This is a genomic window from Variovorax trehalosi, assembly GCF_051216415.1.
Lineage (GTDB): Bacteria > Pseudomonadota > Gammaproteobacteria > Burkholderiales > Burkholderiaceae_C > Variovorax.
Map to the genome: position 1 here is coordinate 508,710 of NZ_JBPJZG010000003.1, position 20,447 is coordinate 529,156.

The window sequence follows — 20,447 nt, forward strand, 5'->3', positions numbered from 1 at the left end:
CGGTGCGGCGACAATAGCCGGTTCCATCCGATTTCCTGCATTCATGTCCGATTACGAAGTTCGCCCCGCCACGATGCGCGACGCCAAGGCCGTCGCCGAAGTCCATGCCCTGGCCGCCAAGGCCGCCTACGAAGGCATCCTCCCCGAAGAAGAGCTGGGCACGCTGGCTCCTGCCACCCGCGAAGCCAAGTGGCGCGAAGCCATCGAATTCAGCGAGCCGCAGGTGCAGGTGGCCACGCTCGGCAACGAAATCGTCGGTTTTGTCGGCTTCGACCGCTCGCGCGATCCCAAGACGCCGTCCACCACGGGCGAGATCTGGGCCATTTACGTCAAGCCCGAGCACTGGGGCAAGGGCGTGGGCGTTGCCCTCTGGGACGCGGCGCGCGAGGGCCTCGAGGAAGAGGGCTGCACCACGGTCACCATCTGGGTGCCCATCCGCAACGACCGCGCCATGCGCTTCCACGAACTCGCCGGCTTCAAGCGCGAGATGAAGACGGCCAAGACCACGCTGCTGGGCACTGTCCGCATCGAGGAAATCCGCCTCAAGCGCAGCGTTTCCTGACCTCGTACGGTTATTGCACGTGCGTGCAGCCGCCGCGGCTAAGCTCGCCGCTTCTTTTTCAGACTGACCTTTTCATATGGCCACCAGCCTGCTCCTGCTGCTCGACGACATCGCGACCGTCCTGGACGACGTGTCGATCCTCACCAAAGTCGCCGCCAAGAAGACGGCCGGCGTGCTCGGCGACGACCTCGCGCTCAATGCGCAGCAAGTGTCCGGCGTCAGGGCCGAGCGCGAGATCCCGGTGGTCTGGTCGGTCTGCAAGGGCTCGTTCATCAACAAGGCCATCCTGGTGCCGGCTGCGCTCGCCATCGGCACCTGGCTGCCCTGGCTGGTAACGCCGCTCCTGATGATCGGCGGCGCCTTCCTCTGCTTCGAGGGTGCCGAAAAGCTCGCGCACAAGTTCCTGCACAAGAAGGAACACGAGGCCGACACCCAGCGCCACGAGCAGGCCGTGGCCGACGAGGCGGTCGACTTGGTGGCGATCGAGAAGGACAAGATCAAGGGCGCGGTGCGCACCGACTTCATCCTCTCGGCAGAAATCATCGCGATCACGCTGGGCACCGTGCAGGGCCAGCCGTTCACCACGCAGCTGAGCGTGCTGGTCGGCATCGCGCTGATCATGACCATCGGCGTGTACGGCCTCGTGGCCGGCATCGTGAAGCTCGACGACGCGGGCCTCTACCTGAGCCAGCGCACGAGCGCCGCCGCACGGGCTCTCGGCCGCGGCATCCTGGCCACGGCGCCCTGGCTCATGAAGGCGCTGTCGGTGGCCGGCACCGCCGCCATGTTCCTCGTGGGCGGCGGCATCCTGGTGCACGGCGTGCCCGCGTTCGGCCATGCCGTCGAGGACTGGGCCAAGGCCACGGGCGGTGTGTTCGGCACGCTCGGCTCGATGGGCGTGAACGCCGTCGTGGGCCTTGTCGCCGGCGCGATCGTGCTGGCGGTCGTGGAGCTCGTCGGCAAATTGCGCGGCAAGAAGGGCTGACCTTGCTGCGGCAAGCACGCAAGCCCGTCTCGCCGAAACCCGCCGCAAGGCGGGTTTTCTTTTTTCAGGAGCGCGGCTTGTTGCGCTGGAACAGGCCGACGCCGACCAGCGCGATGCCCAGCACCAGCGCGAACCAGCCGACCAGGTAGGCCCCCGCCACCATCTCGAACCAGCGCGTGCCCTGCAGGAAGCGCGGCGCCAGCAAGACGGCGGCGCCGATCACGAGGCAGAGGATGCCGCGTTCGAGCGTGCGGAGTTGTCGTTGGGGTTTGGGCATGGCGCAAGAGTGTAGGCCGTGGCCGCCCCCCGCCCCCGCATCAGGGGTAGTAGTAGCCGGCGGTCAGTCCGACCGACGCGTACGGGCTTCGTCCGTGGATCGCGATGTAGACGTCGCCGGGCGGCGGATTGCTGATCCCGATGGATTCGTTGCTGCCGTTGACGTAAGGACGGTGGTCCCAGGCTGTCAACGAGGGAAGTCCGCCGAAGCGGACGTACATGTCGCCATCACCGCCGCCGACGGGGCCGGTCATGTCGATGTTCAACTGCCTGATGCCCGAGGGGACGGTGAGCCTGTAATAGCGCCAGCTGTCGGCGTCGCCTGTCAGGCCTTGGGCGGGCTGCTTGTTCAGGAGTTGTGTGATCGGCGGCCGGGTGTCCATCTTGAAGGTGCGCACCATGACGTCCCATCCGGTCTCGGAGCCGCTGGTATATGAACCGCTGGTCCATGCCACTGCAAAATTTCCCACCGGATCCATTGCCATGCGCGGGCGGGATGCAAATTGAATCTGGGGCGGGTCGACTCGCAATTCGTCGGTAATTGGCGTTCCATTGCTGTGAAATTGTCTTGCCGCCAATGTAGAGCTTCGGGGACCTCCGATCACGCCAAGCGATGCGATCCACGAAACGACAAAATCGCCATTCTCTGCAATTGCCGCGGTGGTTTCCGGGTAGAAATCAATGAGGCGTTGATTGACTCGCGCGATTCCGGTGGGGTTGCCATTCTCGTCGAATGACCGGGCATATACGATGTAGGTGTAATCCAATTCATTGGGAAATGATTTGTACCATGCGACGACGGATTTACCTCCGGGCTCCATGGCAATATTCGCGGATGATCCTCCTGATTCGGCGGCGGCAATTACCGGAGTCAGTGCAGCACCTGCACGGCTGAAGCGTTGCATTACAACGTTGGCCGGTGCCGAAGAACTGGATTGGCTTGTCCATAACAATGCAGTGTTCCCTGCATTGTCCGTGGCAATTGAATTGGGGCCGGAAATTGTATCCACGGGGCCCGATGCAACGATGATTTCGGGGGCAATGGGAATTCCGCCGGTATTGAATCTCCTGATTGCAAGATTTCGAGGAACATTGAATACGTTGGGGTACGTATAGGCTACGGTCATATGGCCATCCGTATCCATGCTGGCAACCGCATTCAATGTGTCCGGGGTCGGGCTGAAATTGGACAGCAGATTTCCATTCCTGTCATAAGACATGACTATTCCGGATGTTCCGGTTTGGCCTGCCAAAACGAAATTGCCGGCGCGGTCAACGGATAACTTCGCATTCGTTGGCGGAAGCTGGATTTGGTGCTTCGTTAAAAAAGGAATTCCCGACGACCTTATCCTTTGAGCGTAGGTGGCATTTGCCGCGGCATCTCTCCAGATCAGGAGTTTTTCTCCGTTGGATCCCGCAGCGAACAAACCGGAGGTTTGATTGCCGGCTGTTTCGGTATTCACCATGACGGGGTCGCCGAGCGGCGCAGCCTGCCCCGCAGGGGCAAAGATCAGTCCCGACAGGCAGGCCAATGACACCCAAAGTCGCTTCTGCAAGGTATGAGGCATGGATTCCTTCTTTCCGGTTGTGGTTTCGATGGTTTGCTCTTCGAGGAACGACTCGAGAAATGCCACTCGTTGCATCGGGCCGGCCGCCGCTTCAGTGCACCCCGAGGCGCCGCGTCGTCACCGGATGCCCCCTGCGCGAGCGCGCTCCCCACGGGCGTCAGCGCACCCCTCCTCGATCCGCGGAATCGTGCGATCCGGCCGATGAAGCTGTCAACGTAGAGGTAAGTAGCCGTCTGGTGCCGTGCAGCACGACTTTGTTTGCACGCGCGAAGCTCTTGCTGTCGATCTTCAGCGGCATCGCCGATGCGGCGCGCTGATTCGAACGCGTCTGGCCCGGCTCGAAGGATGGCTGGTCATCTTCTCCCGGGGACCGGGTGCGTCAGTGCGTCGTGGCGCCCCGCATCGCCGCCGGGTGCCCCTGCAGCGGAAACGACTTCCCCGTCGGCACCAGCGTGTCGCCATCGACGCGCAGGATCGTGATGTCCTGGTCGATGAAATTCCCCACATAGAGGTACTTGCCGTCGGCGCTCCACACCGCGCCTTCGGGCAGGCCGCGCACCACCACCTCGTTGGCGCGGGTGACCTTCTTGCCGTCGATCTTCAGCAGCACCACCGAGCCGTTGCGGTTGTGGAAATAGGCGTTCTTCGCCGAGTTGCTGCCGCGCAGGATCACGGCGACCGCATGCTTGCCGGTCGGACTCACGGCCAGGCCCTCGGGGCCGTCGCCGACCACGACCTTGTCGATCACGCGCGGCGGCGCGGCTTCCATGTCGATCACGCTCATGGTGTCGACCTGTCCGTCCGATGCGCCCGAGTTGCCGTTGTCGGCCGTGAGCGCGAGCTTGCCGTCGGGCGTCACGTCCACGTTGTAGGGCCAGAGGCCGGCCGCGAGGTCGACCTTGTTGTAGCTGACCTTCTCGCCGTTCACTTCGAGCAGCGCGATCTTGTGGGTCGGGAACTTGGCGACCAGGGCCCGCTTGCCATCGGGCGTGAAGCGCACATGCGCCACCGAATCGTTCATGGCCACGGTGTCGACGAGCGTCACCTTCTTGCCCGCGATGCGCAGCACGCTCACCGAGTTGTCGGCGCGGTTGGCCACCAGCGCGAGCGTGCCCGCGCGATTGATCGACAGGCCCGAAGGCTGCTTGCCCACGGTGAGCGTGTCGATCAGCCTGGGCGGCGTGGTGGTCAGGTCGACCACGAAGAGGCGGTTGTCGGGCACTTGCTTGCGCACGCCGTTTTCCTCGACCACGTTGAGCGAGTTGGCGACCAGCGCGAGCGTCTCGCCGGGCGTGATCGCGAGGTTGGTCGGCGGGCCGGCGATGGTGTTGTCCAGCTGCAGCGTGCCGACGACCTTGGGTGCGAGCGGATCGGTGCCGATGTCGAGCACTTGCACCGTGTCGCGCCCCATGGGGGCGAGGATGACGGCGCCTGCGTCGTTCCACGATTGCTTCTCGTCGTTTGCCACGATCATCAGCTGGCGCTGCGGCACGGTGGGGGTGAGGTTGGTGCAGCCCGAGAGCGCGACCAGGGCAAGGGCAGCCAATGCGGCCGGATGAAACTTCATGGTGCGTGTCTCCGTTGTTGTGTGTCGTTGTTGCGCGGGCTCTGGGGCCGCTGCGCATCGTAGCGGCACAATCGTTCCCCCCAACACCCCATCGCAAGCCGCATGACCATCGAGATTTCCAAGGAAGCGCGCCAGCAGGCGATCGCCTCGATCGAGCGCTACTTCAACGAGAACATGGAAGAGAAGATCGGCAACATCGCGGCCGGCGCGCTGCTCGGCTTCTTCCTCGAAGAGGTCGGCCCCCTGGTCTACAACAAGGGAGTGGCCGATGTGCAAGAGCGGCTGCAGTCCCGCATCTCCGAAGTCGATCTCGAAGTGCACGAGGACGAATTCCAGTACTGGCGCAAGTTCGACAGGCAGAAGAAGGGCAAGTAGGCCCCGGCGTAGCGCGCACGCATCGCCCGCCATTCAAAGATGCTTCCAAACGTTGCAGAATCCCAGGCCATGCAACTCCACCGCCTGACCACCCGTTTTTCGCCTGCCTCACTGCTGCGCCCGCTGATCGCCCTGTCGCTCGTGCTGGCCGCATCCCTGGCAGCAGCCCAGCAGGAGCCGCCCTCGGCGTTCCCCCTGGACGCCGCCGGCTACCTGAACGAAGAACTGCCGCGCATGGAGGCCGCCATCGCCGCCAGGGACCGCAGCTTCTTCCACGGCGCGATGGCCCGCACGGTGCAGTTCACCGAGCGCTGGGGCTTCAAGGTGAAGGCCAATCCGGACCTCGCGGCCTACCCGATGTGCACCTCGGCGGTGATGGACTATGTGGTCGTCGGCATGTGCAAGCTGACGCCCGGCGACGAGGCCTGCGAGCCCGGGCTGGCGCCACGTTTCGATGCCAATGTGAAGCAGTGCCGCGAGTTGGCGGCGCGAAAATAGTCCATCGGCTTTTCAACGAAGAAAAAAGTCCTCGTCCACGGACGCAGGGCGGAGACACCCATGGACTACTCCCGCTACCAGACCCTCGCCATCACGCGCCGCGGCGCCAATGGCACCGTGCTCGACATCCAGATGCGCGCGACCAACGGCAAGCTGCCCACGGCGGGCCATGACGGCCACCGCGAACTCGCCGAGATCTGGCGCGACGTGTCGGCCGACGACACGGTGCGCTGTGCGGTGCTGAGGGGCGAAGGCCTGGGCTTCTCGGGCGGCGGCGACCTCGCGATGGTGCAGGACATGACCACCGATGACGCGGTGCGCCAGCGCGTGTGGAAAGAGGCGCGCGACCTCGTCTACAACATCATCAACTGCGACAAGCCCATCGTGAGCGCGATGCACGGCCCGGCGGTGGGCGCAGGGTTGGTGGCCGGCTTGCTCGCCGACATTTCCATCGCCACGAAGAGCGCGAAGATCGTCGATGGCCACACGCGCCTGGGCGTGGCGGCGGGCGACCATGCGGCGATCGTCTGGCCGCTCCTGTGCGGCATGGCCAAGGCCAAGTACCACCTGCTCTTGTGCGAGCCGGTGAGCGGCGAGGAGGCCGAGCGCATCGGCCTGGTGTCGCTCGCGGTGGACGAGGCCGACCTGCTGCCGCGCGCTTACGAAGTGGCCGACCGGCTCGCGGCCGGCAGCCAGAGCGCGATCCGCTTCACCAAGTACGCGCTCAACAACTGGCTGCGCCAGGCTGGCCCGACCTTCGATGCCTCGCTGGCGCTCGAATTCATGGGCTTCGCGGGCGCCGACGTGCGCGAGGGCGTGGCCTCGCTGCGCGAGAAGCGCACGCCGAACTTCGGTTGAAGTCCGGGCTACCGAATCAGGCCTTCTTCAAGCCCTGCAGGGTCTGGAGCAGCACGACGCGCGTCTGTCCCAGCACCATGCCTTTCCACTCATCGTTGTCGCAATAGAACGCGTCGCGCAGTCCCTGGCGGATCTCGCGCTTCTGCGCTTCCGGCGCCTCGGGATGGCGGCGCAGCCAGGTGTCGGCGCGCAGGCGAAGCAGCACTTCCAGATCGGGCAGCGTGCCGAACTCCAGGCCCATCGGCGCGACGCGGGCGTTCGGGCATTCGTCGTACGCGGTCGAGATGACGGGGCCCGATACGTCGGCCGATGCCGAGTCGCCGGCAAAGGGCGCGAACACGTCGGCGCCCCACCAGGCATGCGCCAACGCGAGGTCTTCGGGCGTGTTGCGGCCCGGGTAGATCTTCTCGCCGTGGCCGTAGGGGCCCAGGCCGGTGTGCACATCGATCCAGCCGAGGTGGGTGGCCGATGCCGCGTACTTGCGCAAGATCGCGCGAATGGTCCTGTTGCTCCAGGACGGCGCGGTGCCGCCGTAGAACAGGCCGTCGGGCGAGGTGTACTGGCCCTTGGTCACGGCCGCGCGGAAGGCGGTCATGCCGTGCTTGCCGATATAGGCGCCCACGGCCGCGTCGTCGGCGGGTGTCGGCGGCCAGCTGGCGGGCAGCACCAGCGGCTCGACTTCGGCATAGCCGGCATTCACCGGCAGCGGCGCATTGAAGTCGATGTGGTTGCGGTTCAGGTCGATGTTGTCTTCGTTCGTGCGGTGCAGGTGCGAAAAGCCGTGCGGGTTGACCGCATGCACCAGCAACAGCGCCACGCCGGCCTGCTCGAGCCGCGAGATCAGGTCGGCATCGTGGAGCGTTGCAACCTGCGCGCCGGAGCCGCAGAAGCCTTCGGGGCCGTGCGTGCCCGAGGTGACGAGCAAGACCTTCTTCGCGTCCTTCGCACCGATCAGCGCGACGTCGGTGGCGAGTTCTTCGCCGAGCGCGCCGCGGTGCGCGGGATGCACGAAGGATTCGATGGCCGCGCCGCGCTGGGCCGCGGCGTCGAGGAACTTGGCGCGGGCTTCGACATACGTGCCGGAGAAGTGGCGTGTGGCGGCTGTGGGTTGTGTTTGCATGGATGGGGTCCTGTACGGAATCGTGGGAATGTTTTTTCAGGCCCGTGCGTGGGCATCCGCGGCGTCGATGTCGCGGCCGGTGTGGTCGCGAAGCCAGATCAGGCCGAGCAGCGAGACCACCGTCATCGCCACGAGATACCAGGCCGGCGCGAGCTTGCTGCCGGTGGCGTTGACCAGCCAGGTGCTGATGAACGGCGCGAAGCCGCCGAAGAGCGCCACGCCCACGCTGTACACCAGTGACATGCCGCTCGCGCGCACGCGCTTGGGGAACATCTCCGGCAGCATCGTGATGCCCGGCACGGTCTGCACCACCAGCCCTACGCTGAACACGCCGAGCACGACGAACAGCACCAGCGGCGTCGGCGAGGCGTTGAGCCACAGGAAGCCCGGGTAGATCAGGAGCGCGAGCAGCACCCGGCTCCAGAGGATCAGCGGCTTGCGCCCCACGATGTCCGAGAGCTTGCCCACGAACGGCGCGAACGCGAACGAGATCAGCCCGGTGAGCGCAGCGCCGAACAGCGCCACCGAGGGCGTGAGGCCGAGCTCGCGCACCGCATACGTGGGCATGTAGAAGGTCACGACATATGCGGCCGTGGTGCCGCCGACGATGGCCAGGATCGCGGCCAGTACCGTCTTGCCGTGCTGCGTGCAGACGATCTTCAGGCTGCTCTCGCGCGGTGCGGCGGCTTCTTCGGGCGAGATGTGCAGCGACTCTTCGAGATGGCGGCGGATGTACATGCCCACCGGCGCGATCAGCATGCCGATGATGAAAGGCACGCGCCAGCCCCAGCTCTGCATCGCCTCGGGCGTGAGCGAGAAGGTGAGCGCGCCCACCACCACGGCGCCGAGCATCACGCCCAGGCCCTGGCTCGCGAACTGCCAGCTCGCCATGTAGCCGCGGTTGGCCGGCGTGGCGTGCTCCACCAGCAGCGTGGTCGATGCACCCACTTCGCCGCCGGCCGAGAAGCCCTGGATCAGCCGTGCCAGCACGATGACGATCGGCGCCGCGACGCCGATGGCCGCGTACGTGGGCGTGAAGGCGATCAGCGCGCAGCCCAGCGCCATCAAAAAGATCGTGAGCGTCATGGCCTTCTTGCGGCCCGCGCGGTCGGCGTACGCGCCGATCACGATGCCGCCCAGTGGCCGCATGATGAAACCGACGCCGAAGCTCGCCACCGTCAGCAGCAGCTGGCCGTACGAATTGAAGGTCGGAAAGAAGAGCTTGCCGATGACGAGCGCGAGGAACCCGTAGACCGTGAAGTCGAAGAACTCGAGCCCGTTGCCGATGGTGGTGGCGACGATGGTCTGTCGCCGGCGGGCGGACGAGGGCTGCGTGCTTGGGATGCTCATGTCTCTCCAGTTGTGCTCTTGTGGGATCTGGTTCAAAGGTCGTTCGACCGCGGCGAATGCTAGAGACTCGCTGCTGTCATGAAAAGACAATAATTGGGCGATAACGATAACTTTTGGTTGTCATGAAAACGCCGAGTGATCCATGAAACCCAATCAGTTGCATGCCTTCGTGGCAGTGGTCGAGCAGATGAGCATTCGCGCCGCCGCGCGCGTCCTGGGGCTCTCGCAGCCGGCGGTGACCAAGATCGTGCGCGAGCTGGAGCGCGAGGTGGGCGCGCCGCTGGTGGAGCGCAGCGTCAAGGGCGTGCGGCTCACCGAGTTCGGCAAGGCCTTCGCACCGCGCGCGCGGCTGCTCCTGGCCGACATGGCGCGCGCGCGCGACGAGATCGCGCAGATCCGCGATGGCGCGACCGGCTCGGTGTCGATGGCGGTGAGCGCCTCGTTCGCGCTCACCGTGCTGCCCGCGGCCTTCAAGGACTTCCACACGCGCCTGCCCGCGGTCGACGTGCAGTTCAGCGAGGCGGTGCTGCCGTGGATGCTCGCGCGGCTGCGCGACGGGTTCCTCGATTTCGCGGTGGCCCACGTGGTGCCCGGCACGCTCGATGCGCAGTTCGAGGCGCTGGAGCTGTTCCCGGTGCAGCTGGTGGTGGGCCTGCGCGAGCGCCATCCGCTGCGGGACGCGTGTTCGCTGCACGACCTGTACGCCGGCGAATGGATCCTGCCGGGCGACGACCACCGCGGGCGCGAGGCCGTCTCGCCGCTCTTCACGCCGCTGGGTCTGCCGCCGCCGGCCCGCATCATCCAGGGGCAGTCGGTCACGGTGGCGCTCGGGCTGGTGGGGCATATGGACCTGATCGGCCTCTTCGTCGAGCCGCTGGTCAAGCTGACGTTCAAGCGGCACGGCATCCGGCGCATCGACGTGGTGGAAACGCTCCCCACGCTGAACGTGTGCGTGGTGCGGCGGCGAGGGCAGCGGTCGACGCCGGCGGCGCAGCATTTCATCGAATGCATCCAGCGCGCTTCGGCGGCTGCGACGGGCGGCTAGGGCGCAGGAAAGTCGATGCCCGGTTCGCCCGTCTTCCAGGGCGCGTACTTCGGCATCGCGCGGGCGAACAGATCCGAGGAGGTCCATGCGGACAGCCAGGCCTTCAGGTGCGGCCAGGGCTGGGCATCGAACCATGCGGCATCGACCATCGCGAACTGGCGCACGAAGGGCATGAGGGCGGCGTCGGCCAATGTCGCGTGCGTGCCGGCCAGATGAGGCGACATCGAGAGCCGGACTTCGAGATCGCGCAAGAACGCTGCACCGCGCTCGCGCGCTGCATGTTCCGCGTCGTCGAACCGGCTGGGGTACTTGTAGCGGTCGAGCTGTGGCTTGAAATCGCCATCGCACGCGGCCACCAGCGCGAGCAGTTCGTCGAGCGTGCCGGTTTCGGGCTGCAGCCAGCGCTGCGGATCGTTGCGCCGCAGGGCCCACAGCATGATGTCCAGGCTTTGTTCGATCACCGTGCCGCCGGTCATCACCAGCACGGGCACGGTGCCCTTGGGTGATGCTGCGAGCATCTCGGCGGGCTTGTCGCGCAGCACGATCTCGCGCAGCTCGCAGTGCGTGCCGCTCGCGATCAACGCGAGCCGGGCCCGCATCGCGTACGGGCAACGGCGGAACGAATAGAGAACGGGGAGGGCGGTGGCGGAAGACATGCGAGCGGACGATTTTCCGCCAGCGCGGCCGACTCGCGCCCGGCCGGGTTTTTCAACACAATGGGCCATGGCCGAACGCCTCTTCCTGCGCCTGGACGACGACCCCCTGCACGGCCCCGAATCGGGCGTGCCCGCCGGCACGCTGTGCGCGATGCCGGTGAGCGCGGCGTTGCAGGCGCATGTCTCCCACATCCTGCTGTACCGCGAGACCTTTGCTGCAGGGCACGAGGTGCATGAACGCGTGCTGCCCGACGGCGCGGTGCGCCTGGTCTTCAATCTTGGCGATGCGCCTTCCGCAGGCGATGGCGATGGGCTGCCGGTGGAAGCCATCGGCGCTTCCGCCTCGCCGGCTTTGGTGCGCATGCGCGGCAGCGTGCAGGGCATCTCCGTCACGCTGCGGCCCGGCGCGGCGGCTGCGCTGCTGGGCCTGCCGGCCGGCGAGATTGCGGGCCAGGCCGTGCACCTGGACGAACTCTGGCAGGGCGGTGCGGCCGAACTGCTCGCGCGCATGGCCGAGGCACCCGACGATGCGGCGCGGGCGACGTTGCTCCAGTCCGCGCTGGAGCGCCGGCTGCGCGATGGCGGCGGTGCCGTTCACGCCGCCGCGATGCGCGCGGCCCGCCTCATCACCGAATCGGGCGGCCGGAAACCTCTGCGCGATGTGGCTGCGGCCGTCGGTGTCGGCGAGCGGCGGCTGCAGCAACTCTTTCATGCGCATGTCGGGCTGTCGCCGCGTGCCTGGGCACGGCTCGCGCGGCTGCACGACTGCCTGCGCGCGCTGCGGCTGCAGTCCGTGCCGGCCTGGGCCGATGTCGCGGTCGAGAGTGGCTTCTACGACCAGTCGCACTTGGTCAACGAATTCCGCACGCTCTGCGGCGTCACGCCGACCGAGTTCATGGGGCACGCGATTTCGGGTTCTTCCAAGACGCCGGGCTGAAGGCGCACTATCTTCGTCGGCGTTCAAACCAAGGAGCACCGGATGACGCAGAACGAGAACACGAGCCGCCCGCTGAAAGACTGCATCGCGGTGGTCACGGGAGCCAGCCGTGGCGCGGGGCGAGGCATTGCGATGGAACTGGGCGCGGCCGGCGCCACGGTGTACGTCACCGGCCGCAGCACGCGTGCGCAGCCCGCGGACACCTACGGCCAGTTGCTGGCGCTGTCGGACATGCCGGCTGTCCCCGGCAGCATCGACGACACCGCCGACGAAGTCACGCGCATGGGCGGATGCGGCATCGCCGTGCGCTGCGACCATACCCGCGAAGACGAAGTGAAGGCGCTCTTCGCGCAGGTCGAGCGCGAGGCCGGCCGCATCGACCTGCTCGTGAACAACGCATGGGGTGGCCACGAGACCTTCAACGGCGTGTTCGATGCGCCCTTCTGGGAGCATCCGCTCGCGAACTGGGATTCGATGTTCGACCGAGGCGTGCGCAACCACCTCGTGGCCAGCCGCTCGGCAGCGCCGCTGATGGTGTGCGCCAAGCGCGGCCTGATCGTGACCACCACCTTCTGGGACCGGGGCCACTACATGAAGGGCAATCTCTTCTACGACCTCGCGAAGGCCTCGATGACGCGGCTGGCCTTCGGCATGGCAGAGGAACTGAAGCCGCACGGCGTCGCATCGGTCGCCGTGTCGCCGGGCTGGATGCGCACCGAGTTCGTGCTGGCCGGCCACAAGACCGACGAGGCGCATTGGCAGGAGAAGCCGGCGCTCGCGGGCACCGAATCGCCGCGCTACCTGGGCCGTGCAGTGGCGGCGCTGGCGGGCGATCCGCAGGTGATGGCGAAGACCGGGGAGGTGCTGCGCGTGGCCGACCTGGCGAAAGCGTACGGATTCACCGACATCGATGGACGGCAGGTGAAGGCCTTCGTGATGTAGCGGCGCGATGGGTGTTGGGTCGGATCAAATGCAATCTTGTTGCGGTTGATCCATATAATGCAATGCTGTTGCATATAAAGAGAGCGCCCCATGACTCATCGCCTCCCAGTCACCGTCCTGTCGGGTTTTCTCGGTGCCGGCAAGACCACCTTGCTCAACCACATCCTGCACAACCGCGAAGGGCGCCGCGTGGCGGTCATCGTCAACGACATGAGCGAGGTCAACATCGATGCCGCGCTGGTGCACGACGGCGGCGCCAAGCTCTCGCGCACCGAAGAGAAGCTGGTCGAGATGAGCAACGGCTGCATCTGCTGCACGCTGCGCGAAGACCTGCTGGTCGAGGTGAATCGCCTCGCGAAGGAGGGCCGCTTCGACCAACTGGTGATCGAGTCCACCGGCATCTCCGAGCCCTTGCCCGTGGCCGAGACCTTCACCTTCGCGGGCGAGGACGGCAAGAGCCTGGCCGACGTGGCGCGGCTGGACACCATGGTGACGGTGGTCGATGCCTTCAACTTCCTGCGCGACTACGGCTCGCCCGACAGCCTGGGCCAGCGCGGCCAGTCGCTCGGCGACGAGGACACGCGCACGGTGGTCGACCTCCTGATCGAGCAGATCGAGTTCTGCGATGTGCTGGTGGTCAACAAGACCGACCTCGTCACGGCCGGGGAGCGCGAGCGGCTGATGGCGATCTTGCACAGTCTGAATCCACGTGCGCGCATCGAGGTGTCGCAGTTCGGCCGCGTCGCGCTCGATCGCGTGCTCGACACCGGCCTCTTCGATTTCGAGCAGGCGGAACAGGCGCCGGGTTGGCTGGCCGAATTGCGCGGCGAGCATGTGCCCGAGAGCGAGGAATACGGCATCCGCAGCTTCGTGTATCGCTCTCGCCTGCCGTTTCATCCAAAGCGCTTCTGGGACCTGGTGCAGAGCGAGTGGGAGGGCGTGGTGCGCTCCAAGGGTTTCTTCTGGCTCGCGAGTCGCGCCACGCGCGCGGGCTCGTGGTCGCAGGCCGGTGGTGCCTGCCGCTACGGCGCGGCGGGATTCTGGTGGGCCGCGGTGCCGCGCGAGCACTGGCCGACCGATCCCGATGCGCTGGAGCTGATCCAGAAGAACTGGGACCCAGCGACCGGCGATGCGCGGCAGGAGCTGGTGCTGATCGGCATCGGCATGGACGAAGCCGCGTTGCGTGCGCGGCTGGATGCGTGCCTGCTCACCGAGAACGAAATGCGCTTCGGCGCCTCGTGGTGGCAGAACCTGCCCGATCCGTTCCCGTCCTGGAACGTCTGATCGCGTTCAGCGCGCGCAGTCGCCGCAGGTGCCGTGCAAGGTGAGCGCGGTGTGGCGGGTGTCGATGCCTTGCTTGCGCAACGCCTTCCCGAGGCGGCCCATCACCTTGGGCAGTTCGGGGTCCGACGGCAGTGCCAGCACCTTGTGGCACTGGTCGCATTCGAAGGTGTTGCCCGAGGCGGCTTCGACATGCCGTGCGAAGCGGTTGACGCGGTCGGCGCCCACGCGGCGGTCGCACAGGCCCGCTTCGACGAGGCGGTCGAGCACACGGTAGATGGTCACGCGGTCGGGGGCCTCGCCGGTGGCCGTGGTGTAGGCCGCGGCCACTTCCTCGTGCGTCAGGGGTTGGGAGGTATGCCGGAGGAGCTCCAGCACCGTCTGGGCGGCGCGTGTCACGCGCAGGCCGCTTTCGCGCAACAGGGTTTCGCTGTCGAAGGCGGCGGCGAGTGGGGGCTTCGGATGCGGGGTCGGGGTCTTCATGGGAAACGCCATTGTGTTGCATCCCCGGGCCCCTTGTGTAAAGCAACGAAAAATCGCCTGCAATTCGCCCGGTTGCCATGCCAGATAATCGCCGGCATTCCAGATCACCGGGCGGCACGAACAGCATGGACACAGAGCGGGGCGGCGACGTACTCAGCCATGTGCTTGCGACGTACAGGTCCGAGCGCGCGGTCACCGCGCGCTTCTCGCTCTCCGCACCTTGGGCCTTGCACTCGACCGGCGTCGCCGGCCCGCTGATCCGCATGTGCACCGGCGCGCCGTACTGGATTGCGGTCGACGGCGCCGAGCCGGTGGCCGTCGCGCCGCACGACATCGCGATGTTGCCGCAGGGCAGCGCCCACACCGTGTCGTCCGCTCCGGGGCTCGAGGCCGAGCCCTTTCGCGACCTGATCACCGCGCATTCGGTTGGCCGGCACGGCGACCATCCGATCGTGTTCGCGCACGGCGGCGGCGGTGCGGCGACCACGTTGTTCTCGCTGCACCTGTGGATGCCCGCGGAGGGCCTGGGCTCCATCATGGCCAGCCTGCCGCCGCTGATCGTGTTGCGGCAGGCGCAGATTCCCACGACCGCGTCGCTCGCGCAGGCGATGGAGTCGCTAGTGAACGAAACCATCGCGCAGCGGCCGGGCTGGCAGCTCTCGGCGGCGCGCATGGCCGACCTGCTGCTGGTGCACATCCTCTGCGAGCACCTGTACGCGCAGCCGCAGGTCGATCAGGCGCAACAGGCGGGCCAACTGCGCGGCCTGGACGACGAGAGCATCGCCCGCGCGATGTCGCTGATGCACGAGCGGCCCGAGCACCCGTGGTCGGTGGCCACGCTGGCGCAGGCCAGCTATCTCTCGCGCACCATCTTCAGCGAGCGCTTTCGCGCGTTGGTGGGCGTGACGCCGATGCATTACCTGGGCTCCTATCGCATGACGCTGGCGGCCGAGAAGCTCAAGAACCGGCAGCTGAACCTGCATCAGGTGGCCGAGGCGGTGGGCTATGCGTCGGAAAAGGCGTTCTCGCGCGCCTTCCAACGCTGGACGGGCATGACGCCCAGCGCCTATGCGCGCGGGCACGGCGCACCCGACGCCAGCTGATCACCGCGCACCGGACGATCGGTGCCCAAATCCGGCGTGCCGGAGGTTGAGGCGACAGCATGCGCGCCGAACAATCGGCACATGCCCATCCAACGCCACAGAGTCATTCCCGAAGTCCGCAATCCGGCGCTCGAAAACTCCCTCGTGAAGTCGATCGCCTCCGGCGACAACCAACAGCGCGAAGCCACGGTGAAGAACACCGACGGCGAGCCGCTGCTCCAGTTCGAAGGCGGCAGCAACCCCTACCTGGAACACCAGCGCAACGACCTGCTGCTGAGCATCCAGCACATGCGCAGCGAAGGCCACGACGAGATGGTCTTCATGTGCATCACGCACTGCAAGGAGCTGACCTTCAAGGCCATTCACTACGAGCTGGCCAACATGCAGGCGCGCATCCGCGCCGACGACGTGACCGGCGCGCTGCAGCTGGTGCCGCGGGTGCGCGCGCTGCTGGAGTTCCTGGGCAAGACCTGGGACGTGCTCTCCACCATCACGCCGCACGAGTTCAACCAGTTCCGCAACACGCTGGGCATCGCCTCGGGCCAGCAGTCGTACATGTATCGGCACGTGGAGTTCATCCTCGGCAACAAGTCGGTGCCGCTGGCGCGCGCGCATGCGAACAACCCCGACGTGTGGCCCTACATGGAGCGCGCGCTGAATTCGCCGAGCCTCTACGACGATGTGCTCGCGCTGCTGCATCGCCGCGACATCGCGGTGCCGCCGGAGGCCCTGTCGCGCGACTGGTCGGCGCCCTATGTGGTGAACCCGGGCGTCGAGGCCACGTGGCTGTGGGTGTACGGCGACCCGACGCCGGAGAACGATCTCTACCGGCTCGGCGAAGCGCTGATGGACATCGCCGACGTGTTCTCGCAATACCGCTGGCGGCACTTCGTGTCGGTCGAGCGCATTCTGGGCTTCAAGCCGGGCACGGGCGGCTCGGCCGGCGTGGGGTGGCTGCGCAGCGTGGTCGATCACCGGTTCTTTCCGGAGCTGTGGTCCGTGCGCACGCAACTCTGAGGCCGTCCATGACCGCAACACACAACAACAAGGTGCTGATCGTCGGCGCCGGCATCGCAGGCTGCTCGGCCGCCATTGCACTGGCCGACAAGGGCATGCAGGTCACGCTGGTCGAGAAGCAGGCCGAATGGCGCTTCCAGAGCTCGGGCATCTTCATCTACAGCAACGGGCTGGAGGCGCTGCGCAGCGTTGGCGTGCTGCCGCAGATCCTGGATGCGGGCTTCGGGATCGCGGATGGACGCAATGTCTATCTCGACCATCACGGCACACCGATCGTCGATGTGTTCTATCCGCGCTCGCACGGCGGCGCGGTGCCGATCCTGGGCATCAAGCGCGCGGAGATGCACCGCATCCTCGCGGGCCGGCTCGATGCGCTCGGCGTCGACATCCGGCTGGCAACGACGGTGACAAAGATCCATTCACTCGACGGCGACGTGGCCTTCTCCGATGGGACGAGCGAGCGCTTCGATCTCGTCATCGGCGCCGACGGCATCCGCTCGCAGGTCCGTGAGGCCGTGTGCGGCCCTGTCGCACCGCGCTACACCGGCTTCGGCGTCTGGCGCAGCGTGCACGAGCGGCCGCGCGCGCTCGACGCGAAGATCATGATGATGGGCATCGGCAAGCGCCTAGGCATCATGCCGATCAGCGACGACAGGCTCTACATCTTCGGCACGGTGAGCGAGCCGGCGGACCGCTGGTATCCGCGGGAGCAATGGCCCGCGCTGATGCGCGAGCGGTTCTCGGAATTCGGCGGCCCGGCGCGGCCGTTTCTCGACCAGCTCTCTGCAGACTCGGAAGTGCTCTACACCGCCGTCGAGGAAGTGCAGGCCCCGCTCCCTTGGCACTCGGGCCGCGTGTTGCTGATCGGCGATGCGGCCCATGCCTCGACACCGTTCATGGGGCAGGGCGGCGCGATGGCCGTGGAAGACGCCGTGGTGCTCGCTGAAATGCTCGCCGCGACCGGCATCAACGAGCAGACCCTGAAAGCCTTCGGCGAGCGCCGCTTTCCCATGTGCCGTTTCGTGCAGGACGCCTCGCGCAAGGTGGGCGAGGCGGGCGCGGTGGAAGACGCTGCAAGCTGCGCGCGCCGCAACGCGGCGATGCAACACACGGCCCAACAACAGGTCGATGCCTTCTACCGGGAGCTGGATGCGCTGCGCGCGATGCCGGCTTAGAGAAACTGCTTATGCCCGGATGCAGCTAAGCATCTGACGAATGGGTCGTTCGCGCGAAGGCGGGCGCGCGACAGAATCGCGCGCTTTGTCTTTGAAACGAAAGTCTTCCATGTGCGCCCACCCTTGGCTGAAAAAACCGTTCCTCGCACTGTGGGCAGGTGCGTTGTTCTCGCTGGGCGCGCAGGCGCAGCAAGCACCGGCCGCCTACCCGTCGAAGCCCGTGCACATCACGGTCGCCAACACGCCGGGCAGTTCGCCCGACGTACTCGCGCGCTACCTGTCGCAGCGCCTGTCCGAGCAGTGGAAGCAACCCGTGATTGTCGACAACCGCGCCGGCGCGGCGGGCATCCTCGCGGCGGACGGCCTGGCCAAGGCACCGGCCGACGGTTATTCGCTGCTGGTGGGCGCCGACGGGCCGATCACCATCCTTCCCAACCTCCAGGCCGGCCTGCCCTACGACGCGCGCCGCGACCTCGTGCCGGTGGTGTCGCTCGGGCAGATCGACTTCGTGCTGGTCGCGAACCCGAAGACGGGCTTTCGCAGCGTGGCTGACTTCGTGCGCGCCGCGAAGGCGCAACCGGGGCGCATCAACTACGCCTCGGCCGGCAACGGCAGCCCGCAGCAGCTCAGCATGGAACTGCTCAAGCAGAAGACCGGCATCTACGTCACCCACATTCCGTACCGCGGCGGCCCACTGGGCATGCAGGACGTGATCGCGGGGCAGGTCGACGTGATGTTCATCGCGGTCGGCCCGGCACTGCAGCACATCCGCACCGGCAAGCTCGTCGCGCTGGGCACCAGCGGCGAGAAGCGCCATGCGCTGCTGCCCGAGGTGCCGGCCGTCGCCGAGACCTACGCGGGCTACCGCTCGGGCACCTGGTTCGGCCTGTTCGCGCCGGCCCGCACGCCGCAGTCGGTGCTCGATGCGATTGCCGCCGACGCCGGGCGCATCGTGCAGACGCCCGCGGCCCGCGCCGACCTCGCGGCGCAAGGCATCGAGGCCACGGGTTTTCCGCAGCGGCAGTTCCAGCAGCAGGTGTCGGCCGAGTACGAGCGCTACGCGCAGATCGTCAAGGCGACCGGCATCAAGGCCGAGTAACCCCGGCTAGCGGATCGACCGGGACAGCGCCTTGGCGAAATCCGCGACATCGTCGTCGCGGCACACCTCGGCGGCGATCGGCGCATGGCCGCCCGCCACCGCGACCAGCGCCATCGCCTTCTTCGGGCAGAGGCCCAGGCACGTCGACTGCACGACGCGAAGGCGCCCCGGCACATGGACCAGGTCGCGCTTGAGTTCCTTGCGGACCTGTTTCGCCCTGAGTTTCGTGGGGCCGTCGCCGCGTTCTTCGCAATCGCCGCAGACCAGCACCACGCCGGAGAGCTTCGTTTCGACCAGGGGAGGGGAATGGCTCACGCGTTTCTTTCCTTTTGTTTCAGCCCATCTTGGGCGCCAAGGCGCGCCGCGCAAGTCAGCCGACCGCCCGAATGCGCTAAGGTGACGCCATCCGAATCCTTGAATACCTTTGCCCGACCATGTCCCGCTCCCCCATCGAACTCGAAACCGCCCCGAACCCCACCGCCTCCGTGATCCTGATGCACGGCCTGGGCGCCGACGGCAACGACTTCGTGCCGATCGCCGGCGAGCTCGACCTGTCCAGCGTGGGGGGCGTGCGCTTCGTGTTCCCCAATGCGCCGGTGATCCCGGTCACCCTGAACAACGGCTACCAGATGCCGGCCTGGTTCGACATCGCCGGCCCCGATTTCAACGTGCAGGAAGACGCCGCCGGCCTGCGCCGCTCGCAGGCCACCATCGAGGCGCTGATCGCCAACGAAAAGGCCCGCGGCATTCCCGCCAATCGCATCGTGGTGGCCGGCTTCTCGCAGGGCTGCGCGATGGCGCTCTTGACCGGGCTGCGCCACACCGAGCGCCTGGCCGGCATCGTCGGCCTCTCGGGCTGGCTGCCGCTGGCGGCCAGCACCGCAGCCGAGCGCCATGCGGCCAACCACGACACGCCGATGTTCCTCGGCCATGGCCGCCAGGACCCGATGGTGCCCCTTGCACGGGCCACGCAATCGCGCGACGCGCTCGCCGCCCTGGGCTACACCGTCGAATGGCACGAGTACGCGATGGCGCATTCGGTCTGCATGGAAGAAGTGGCCGACCTGAACGATTTCCTGCTGCGCGTGCTGGGCTGAAGAGCGAGTCAACGGGCCGTCGCGGCAACCCACGAAGAAAGGAGACATTCCATGATCCTCGTCATCGGACATGCCCTCGCCAAACCCGACACCCTGCAGGCGATGCTGGCCATCAGCGTGGAGCACGTGCTGCGCTCGCGCGCCGAGCCCGGCTGCATCTCGCACGAAGTCACGACCGACGTGCAGGAGCCGCTGCGGCTGACCTTCGTGGAGCGCTGGAGCGACATGCCCGCGCTGCAGGCGCACTTTCGCGTCGATGCCTCGCGCGCCTTCGGCAAGGCGCTTGCGGCCATGGCCGACGGCACGCCAGAGGTCCACGTCTACCAGTCGGACGAGATCGATCTGCGGGCGGGTCGCGCCTAGGCCGAATTTCTCGCTATAAAAAAGGCCTTTGGCCCCCACCGTGCCTATGCAGGGAGCTATCAAAAAAATAGCGGACGAGAGCCTAGCCGG

Annotated in this window: 23 protein-coding genes; 15 read left to right on the top strand and 8 right to left on the bottom strand. The window is 66.7% G+C overall.

Annotated features, from left to right (window positions below):
* Positions 1-43: 43 nt before the first annotated feature.
* Positions 44-562 (top strand): GNAT family N-acetyltransferase, encoded by a 519-nt coding sequence (locus ACSFA7_RS14350; RefSeq protein ID WP_435499979.1) that lies wholly within the window; start codon positions 44-46, stop codon positions 560-562.
* Positions 563-638: 76 nt separating this feature from the next.
* Positions 639-1,547, top strand: a complete 909-nt coding sequence (locus ACSFA7_RS14355; protein ID WP_435499980.1) for a DUF808 domain-containing protein — start codon at positions 639-641, stop codon at positions 1,545-1,547.
* Positions 1,548-1,611: 64 nt separating this feature from the next.
* Here ACSFA7_RS14355 and ACSFA7_RS14360 read toward each other — a convergent pair whose 3' ends face one another.
* The 3 genes from ACSFA7_RS14360 to ACSFA7_RS14370 all read right to left on the bottom strand — a co-directional run bounded on the left by ACSFA7_RS14360 (position 1,612) and on the right by ACSFA7_RS14370 (position 4,958).
* Positions 1,612-1,824, bottom strand: a complete 213-nt coding sequence (locus ACSFA7_RS14360) for a hypothetical protein (protein ID WP_435499981.1) — start codon at positions 1,822-1,824, stop codon at positions 1,612-1,614.
* 40 nt (positions 1,825-1,864) lie between these two features.
* Positions 1,865-3,466: a PPC domain-containing protein gene (locus tag ACSFA7_RS14365; RefSeq protein WP_435499982.1), complete on the bottom strand. Its 1,602-nt coding sequence runs from the start codon at positions 3,464-3,466 to the stop codon at positions 1,865-1,867.
* Positions 3,467-3,770: 304 nt separating this feature from the next.
* Positions 3,771-4,958, bottom strand: a complete 1,188-nt coding sequence (locus ACSFA7_RS14370) for a lactonase family protein (RefSeq protein ID WP_435499983.1) — start codon at positions 4,956-4,958, stop codon at positions 3,771-3,773.
* Between the two features lie 102 nt (positions 4,959-5,060).
* Between ACSFA7_RS14370 and ACSFA7_RS14375 the strand changes: the two genes are divergently transcribed.
* The 3 genes from ACSFA7_RS14375 (at position 5,061) to ACSFA7_RS14385 (ending at position 6,689) form a co-directional block, all read left to right on the top strand.
* On the top strand, positions 5,061-5,333 hold the full coding sequence (locus ACSFA7_RS14375) for a DUF2164 domain-containing protein (protein WP_435499984.1): 273 nt from the start codon (positions 5,061-5,063) through the stop codon (positions 5,331-5,333).
* Positions 5,334-5,402: 69 nt separating this feature from the next.
* A complete protein-coding gene (locus tag ACSFA7_RS14380) occupies positions 5,403-5,831 on the top strand; it encodes a hypothetical protein (RefSeq protein WP_435499985.1) in 429 nt (142 codons plus the stop codon).
* A 60-nt stretch (positions 5,832-5,891) separates the two neighbouring features.
* Entirely contained in the window at positions 5,892-6,689 is a 798-nt protein-coding gene (locus ACSFA7_RS14385; RefSeq protein WP_435499986.1) for an enoyl-CoA hydratase/isomerase family protein, read from the top strand.
* A 16-nt stretch (positions 6,690-6,705) separates the two neighbouring features.
* Here the strand turns inward: ACSFA7_RS14385 and ACSFA7_RS14390 are convergent, their stop codons facing one another.
* Together ACSFA7_RS14390 and ACSFA7_RS14395 are read right to left on the bottom strand one after the other, a co-directional pair.
* Positions 6,706-7,809, bottom strand: coding sequence for a M14 family metallopeptidase (locus ACSFA7_RS14390; protein ID WP_435499987.1), 1,104 nt, complete (start codon positions 7,807-7,809; stop codon positions 6,706-6,708).
* Positions 7,810-7,845: 36 nt separating this feature from the next.
* Complete coding sequence (locus tag ACSFA7_RS14395) at positions 7,846-9,159, bottom strand: MFS transporter (RefSeq protein WP_435499988.1); 1,314 nt, start codon at positions 9,157-9,159, stop codon at positions 7,846-7,848.
* A 142-nt stretch (positions 9,160-9,301) separates the two neighbouring features.
* Here ACSFA7_RS14395 and ACSFA7_RS14400 point away from each other — a divergent pair, with 142 nt between their 5' ends.
* On the top strand, positions 9,302-10,204 hold the full coding sequence (locus tag ACSFA7_RS14400; RefSeq protein ID WP_435499989.1) for a LysR substrate-binding domain-containing protein: 903 nt from the start codon (positions 9,302-9,304) through the stop codon (positions 10,202-10,204).
* Here the strand turns inward: ACSFA7_RS14400 and ACSFA7_RS14405 are convergent.
* Positions 10,201-10,860, bottom strand: coding sequence for a glutathione S-transferase (locus tag ACSFA7_RS14405; RefSeq protein ID WP_435499990.1), 660 nt, complete (start codon positions 10,858-10,860; stop codon positions 10,201-10,203). The two genes, ACSFA7_RS14400 and ACSFA7_RS14405, sit on opposite strands and share 4 nt — an antisense overlap.
* Before the next feature lie 67 nt (positions 10,861-10,927).
* On the opposite strand from ACSFA7_RS14405, the gene ACSFA7_RS14410 reads away from it, so the two are divergent.
* The 3 genes from ACSFA7_RS14410 to zigA all read left to right on the top strand — a co-directional run bounded on the left by ACSFA7_RS14410 (position 10,928) and on the right by zigA (position 14,023).
* Entirely contained in the window at positions 10,928-11,797 is an 870-nt protein-coding gene (locus ACSFA7_RS14410) for a helix-turn-helix transcriptional regulator (protein ID WP_435499991.1), read from the top strand.
* 42 nt (positions 11,798-11,839) lie between these two features.
* Positions 11,840-12,739 carry an SDR family oxidoreductase gene (locus ACSFA7_RS14415; RefSeq protein WP_435499992.1) on the top strand — a complete coding sequence of 300 codons (900 nt, stop codon included), beginning with the start codon at positions 11,840-11,842 and terminating at the stop codon, positions 12,737-12,739.
* Positions 12,740-12,829: 90 nt separating this feature from the next.
* The gene (zigA, locus tag ACSFA7_RS14420) at positions 12,830-14,023 is read left to right on the top strand and encodes a zinc metallochaperone GTPase ZigA (protein ID WP_435499993.1); all 1,194 of its coding nucleotides are present in this window, start codon (positions 12,830-12,832) and stop codon (positions 14,021-14,023) included.
* A gap of 6 nt (positions 14,024-14,029) precedes the next feature.
* On the opposite strand, the gene ACSFA7_RS14425 is transcribed toward zigA, so the two are convergent.
* Entirely contained in the window at positions 14,030-14,503 is a 474-nt protein-coding gene (locus ACSFA7_RS14425) for a Fur family transcriptional regulator (protein WP_435499994.1), read from the bottom strand.
* 125 nt (positions 14,504-14,628) lie between these two features.
* On the opposite strand from ACSFA7_RS14425, the gene ACSFA7_RS14430 reads away from it, so the two are divergent.
* From ACSFA7_RS14430 to ACSFA7_RS14445, 4 genes are all read left to right on the top strand, one after another.
* Positions 14,629-15,606 carry an AraC family transcriptional regulator gene (locus ACSFA7_RS14430; protein WP_435499995.1) on the top strand — a complete coding sequence of 326 codons (978 nt, stop codon included), beginning with the start codon at positions 14,629-14,631 and terminating at the stop codon, positions 15,604-15,606.
* Positions 15,607-15,687: 81 nt separating this feature from the next.
* Positions 15,688-16,623, top strand: coding sequence for a tryptophan 2,3-dioxygenase (locus ACSFA7_RS14435; protein WP_435499996.1), 936 nt, complete (start codon positions 15,688-15,690; stop codon positions 16,621-16,623).
* 8 nt (positions 16,624-16,631) lie between these two features.
* Entirely contained in the window at positions 16,632-17,798 is a 1,167-nt protein-coding gene (locus tag ACSFA7_RS14440; RefSeq protein ID WP_435499997.1) for an FAD-dependent oxidoreductase, read from the top strand.
* Positions 17,799-17,907: 109 nt separating this feature from the next.
* Entirely contained in the window at positions 17,908-18,897 is a 990-nt protein-coding gene (locus tag ACSFA7_RS14445) for a Bug family tripartite tricarboxylate transporter substrate binding protein (RefSeq protein ID WP_435499998.1), read from the top strand.
* A 6-nt stretch (positions 18,898-18,903) separates the two neighbouring features.
* Here ACSFA7_RS14445 and ACSFA7_RS14450 read toward each other — a convergent pair whose 3' ends face one another.
* Positions 18,904-19,212, bottom strand: coding sequence for a hypothetical protein (locus tag ACSFA7_RS14450; protein WP_435499999.1), 309 nt, complete (start codon positions 19,210-19,212; stop codon positions 18,904-18,906).
* A gap of 119 nt (positions 19,213-19,331) precedes the next feature.
* Between ACSFA7_RS14450 and ACSFA7_RS14455 the strand changes: the two genes are divergently transcribed.
* Positions 19,332-19,994, top strand: a complete 663-nt coding sequence (locus ACSFA7_RS14455; protein ID WP_435500000.1) for an alpha/beta hydrolase — start codon at positions 19,332-19,334, stop codon at positions 19,992-19,994.
* Positions 19,995-20,045: 51 nt separating this feature from the next.
* Positions 20,046-20,357 carry a putative quinol monooxygenase gene (locus tag ACSFA7_RS14460; protein WP_435500001.1) on the top strand — a complete coding sequence of 104 codons (312 nt, stop codon included), beginning with the start codon at positions 20,046-20,048 and terminating at the stop codon, positions 20,355-20,357.
* The last annotated feature ends 90 nt before the right edge of the window (positions 20,358-20,447 follow it).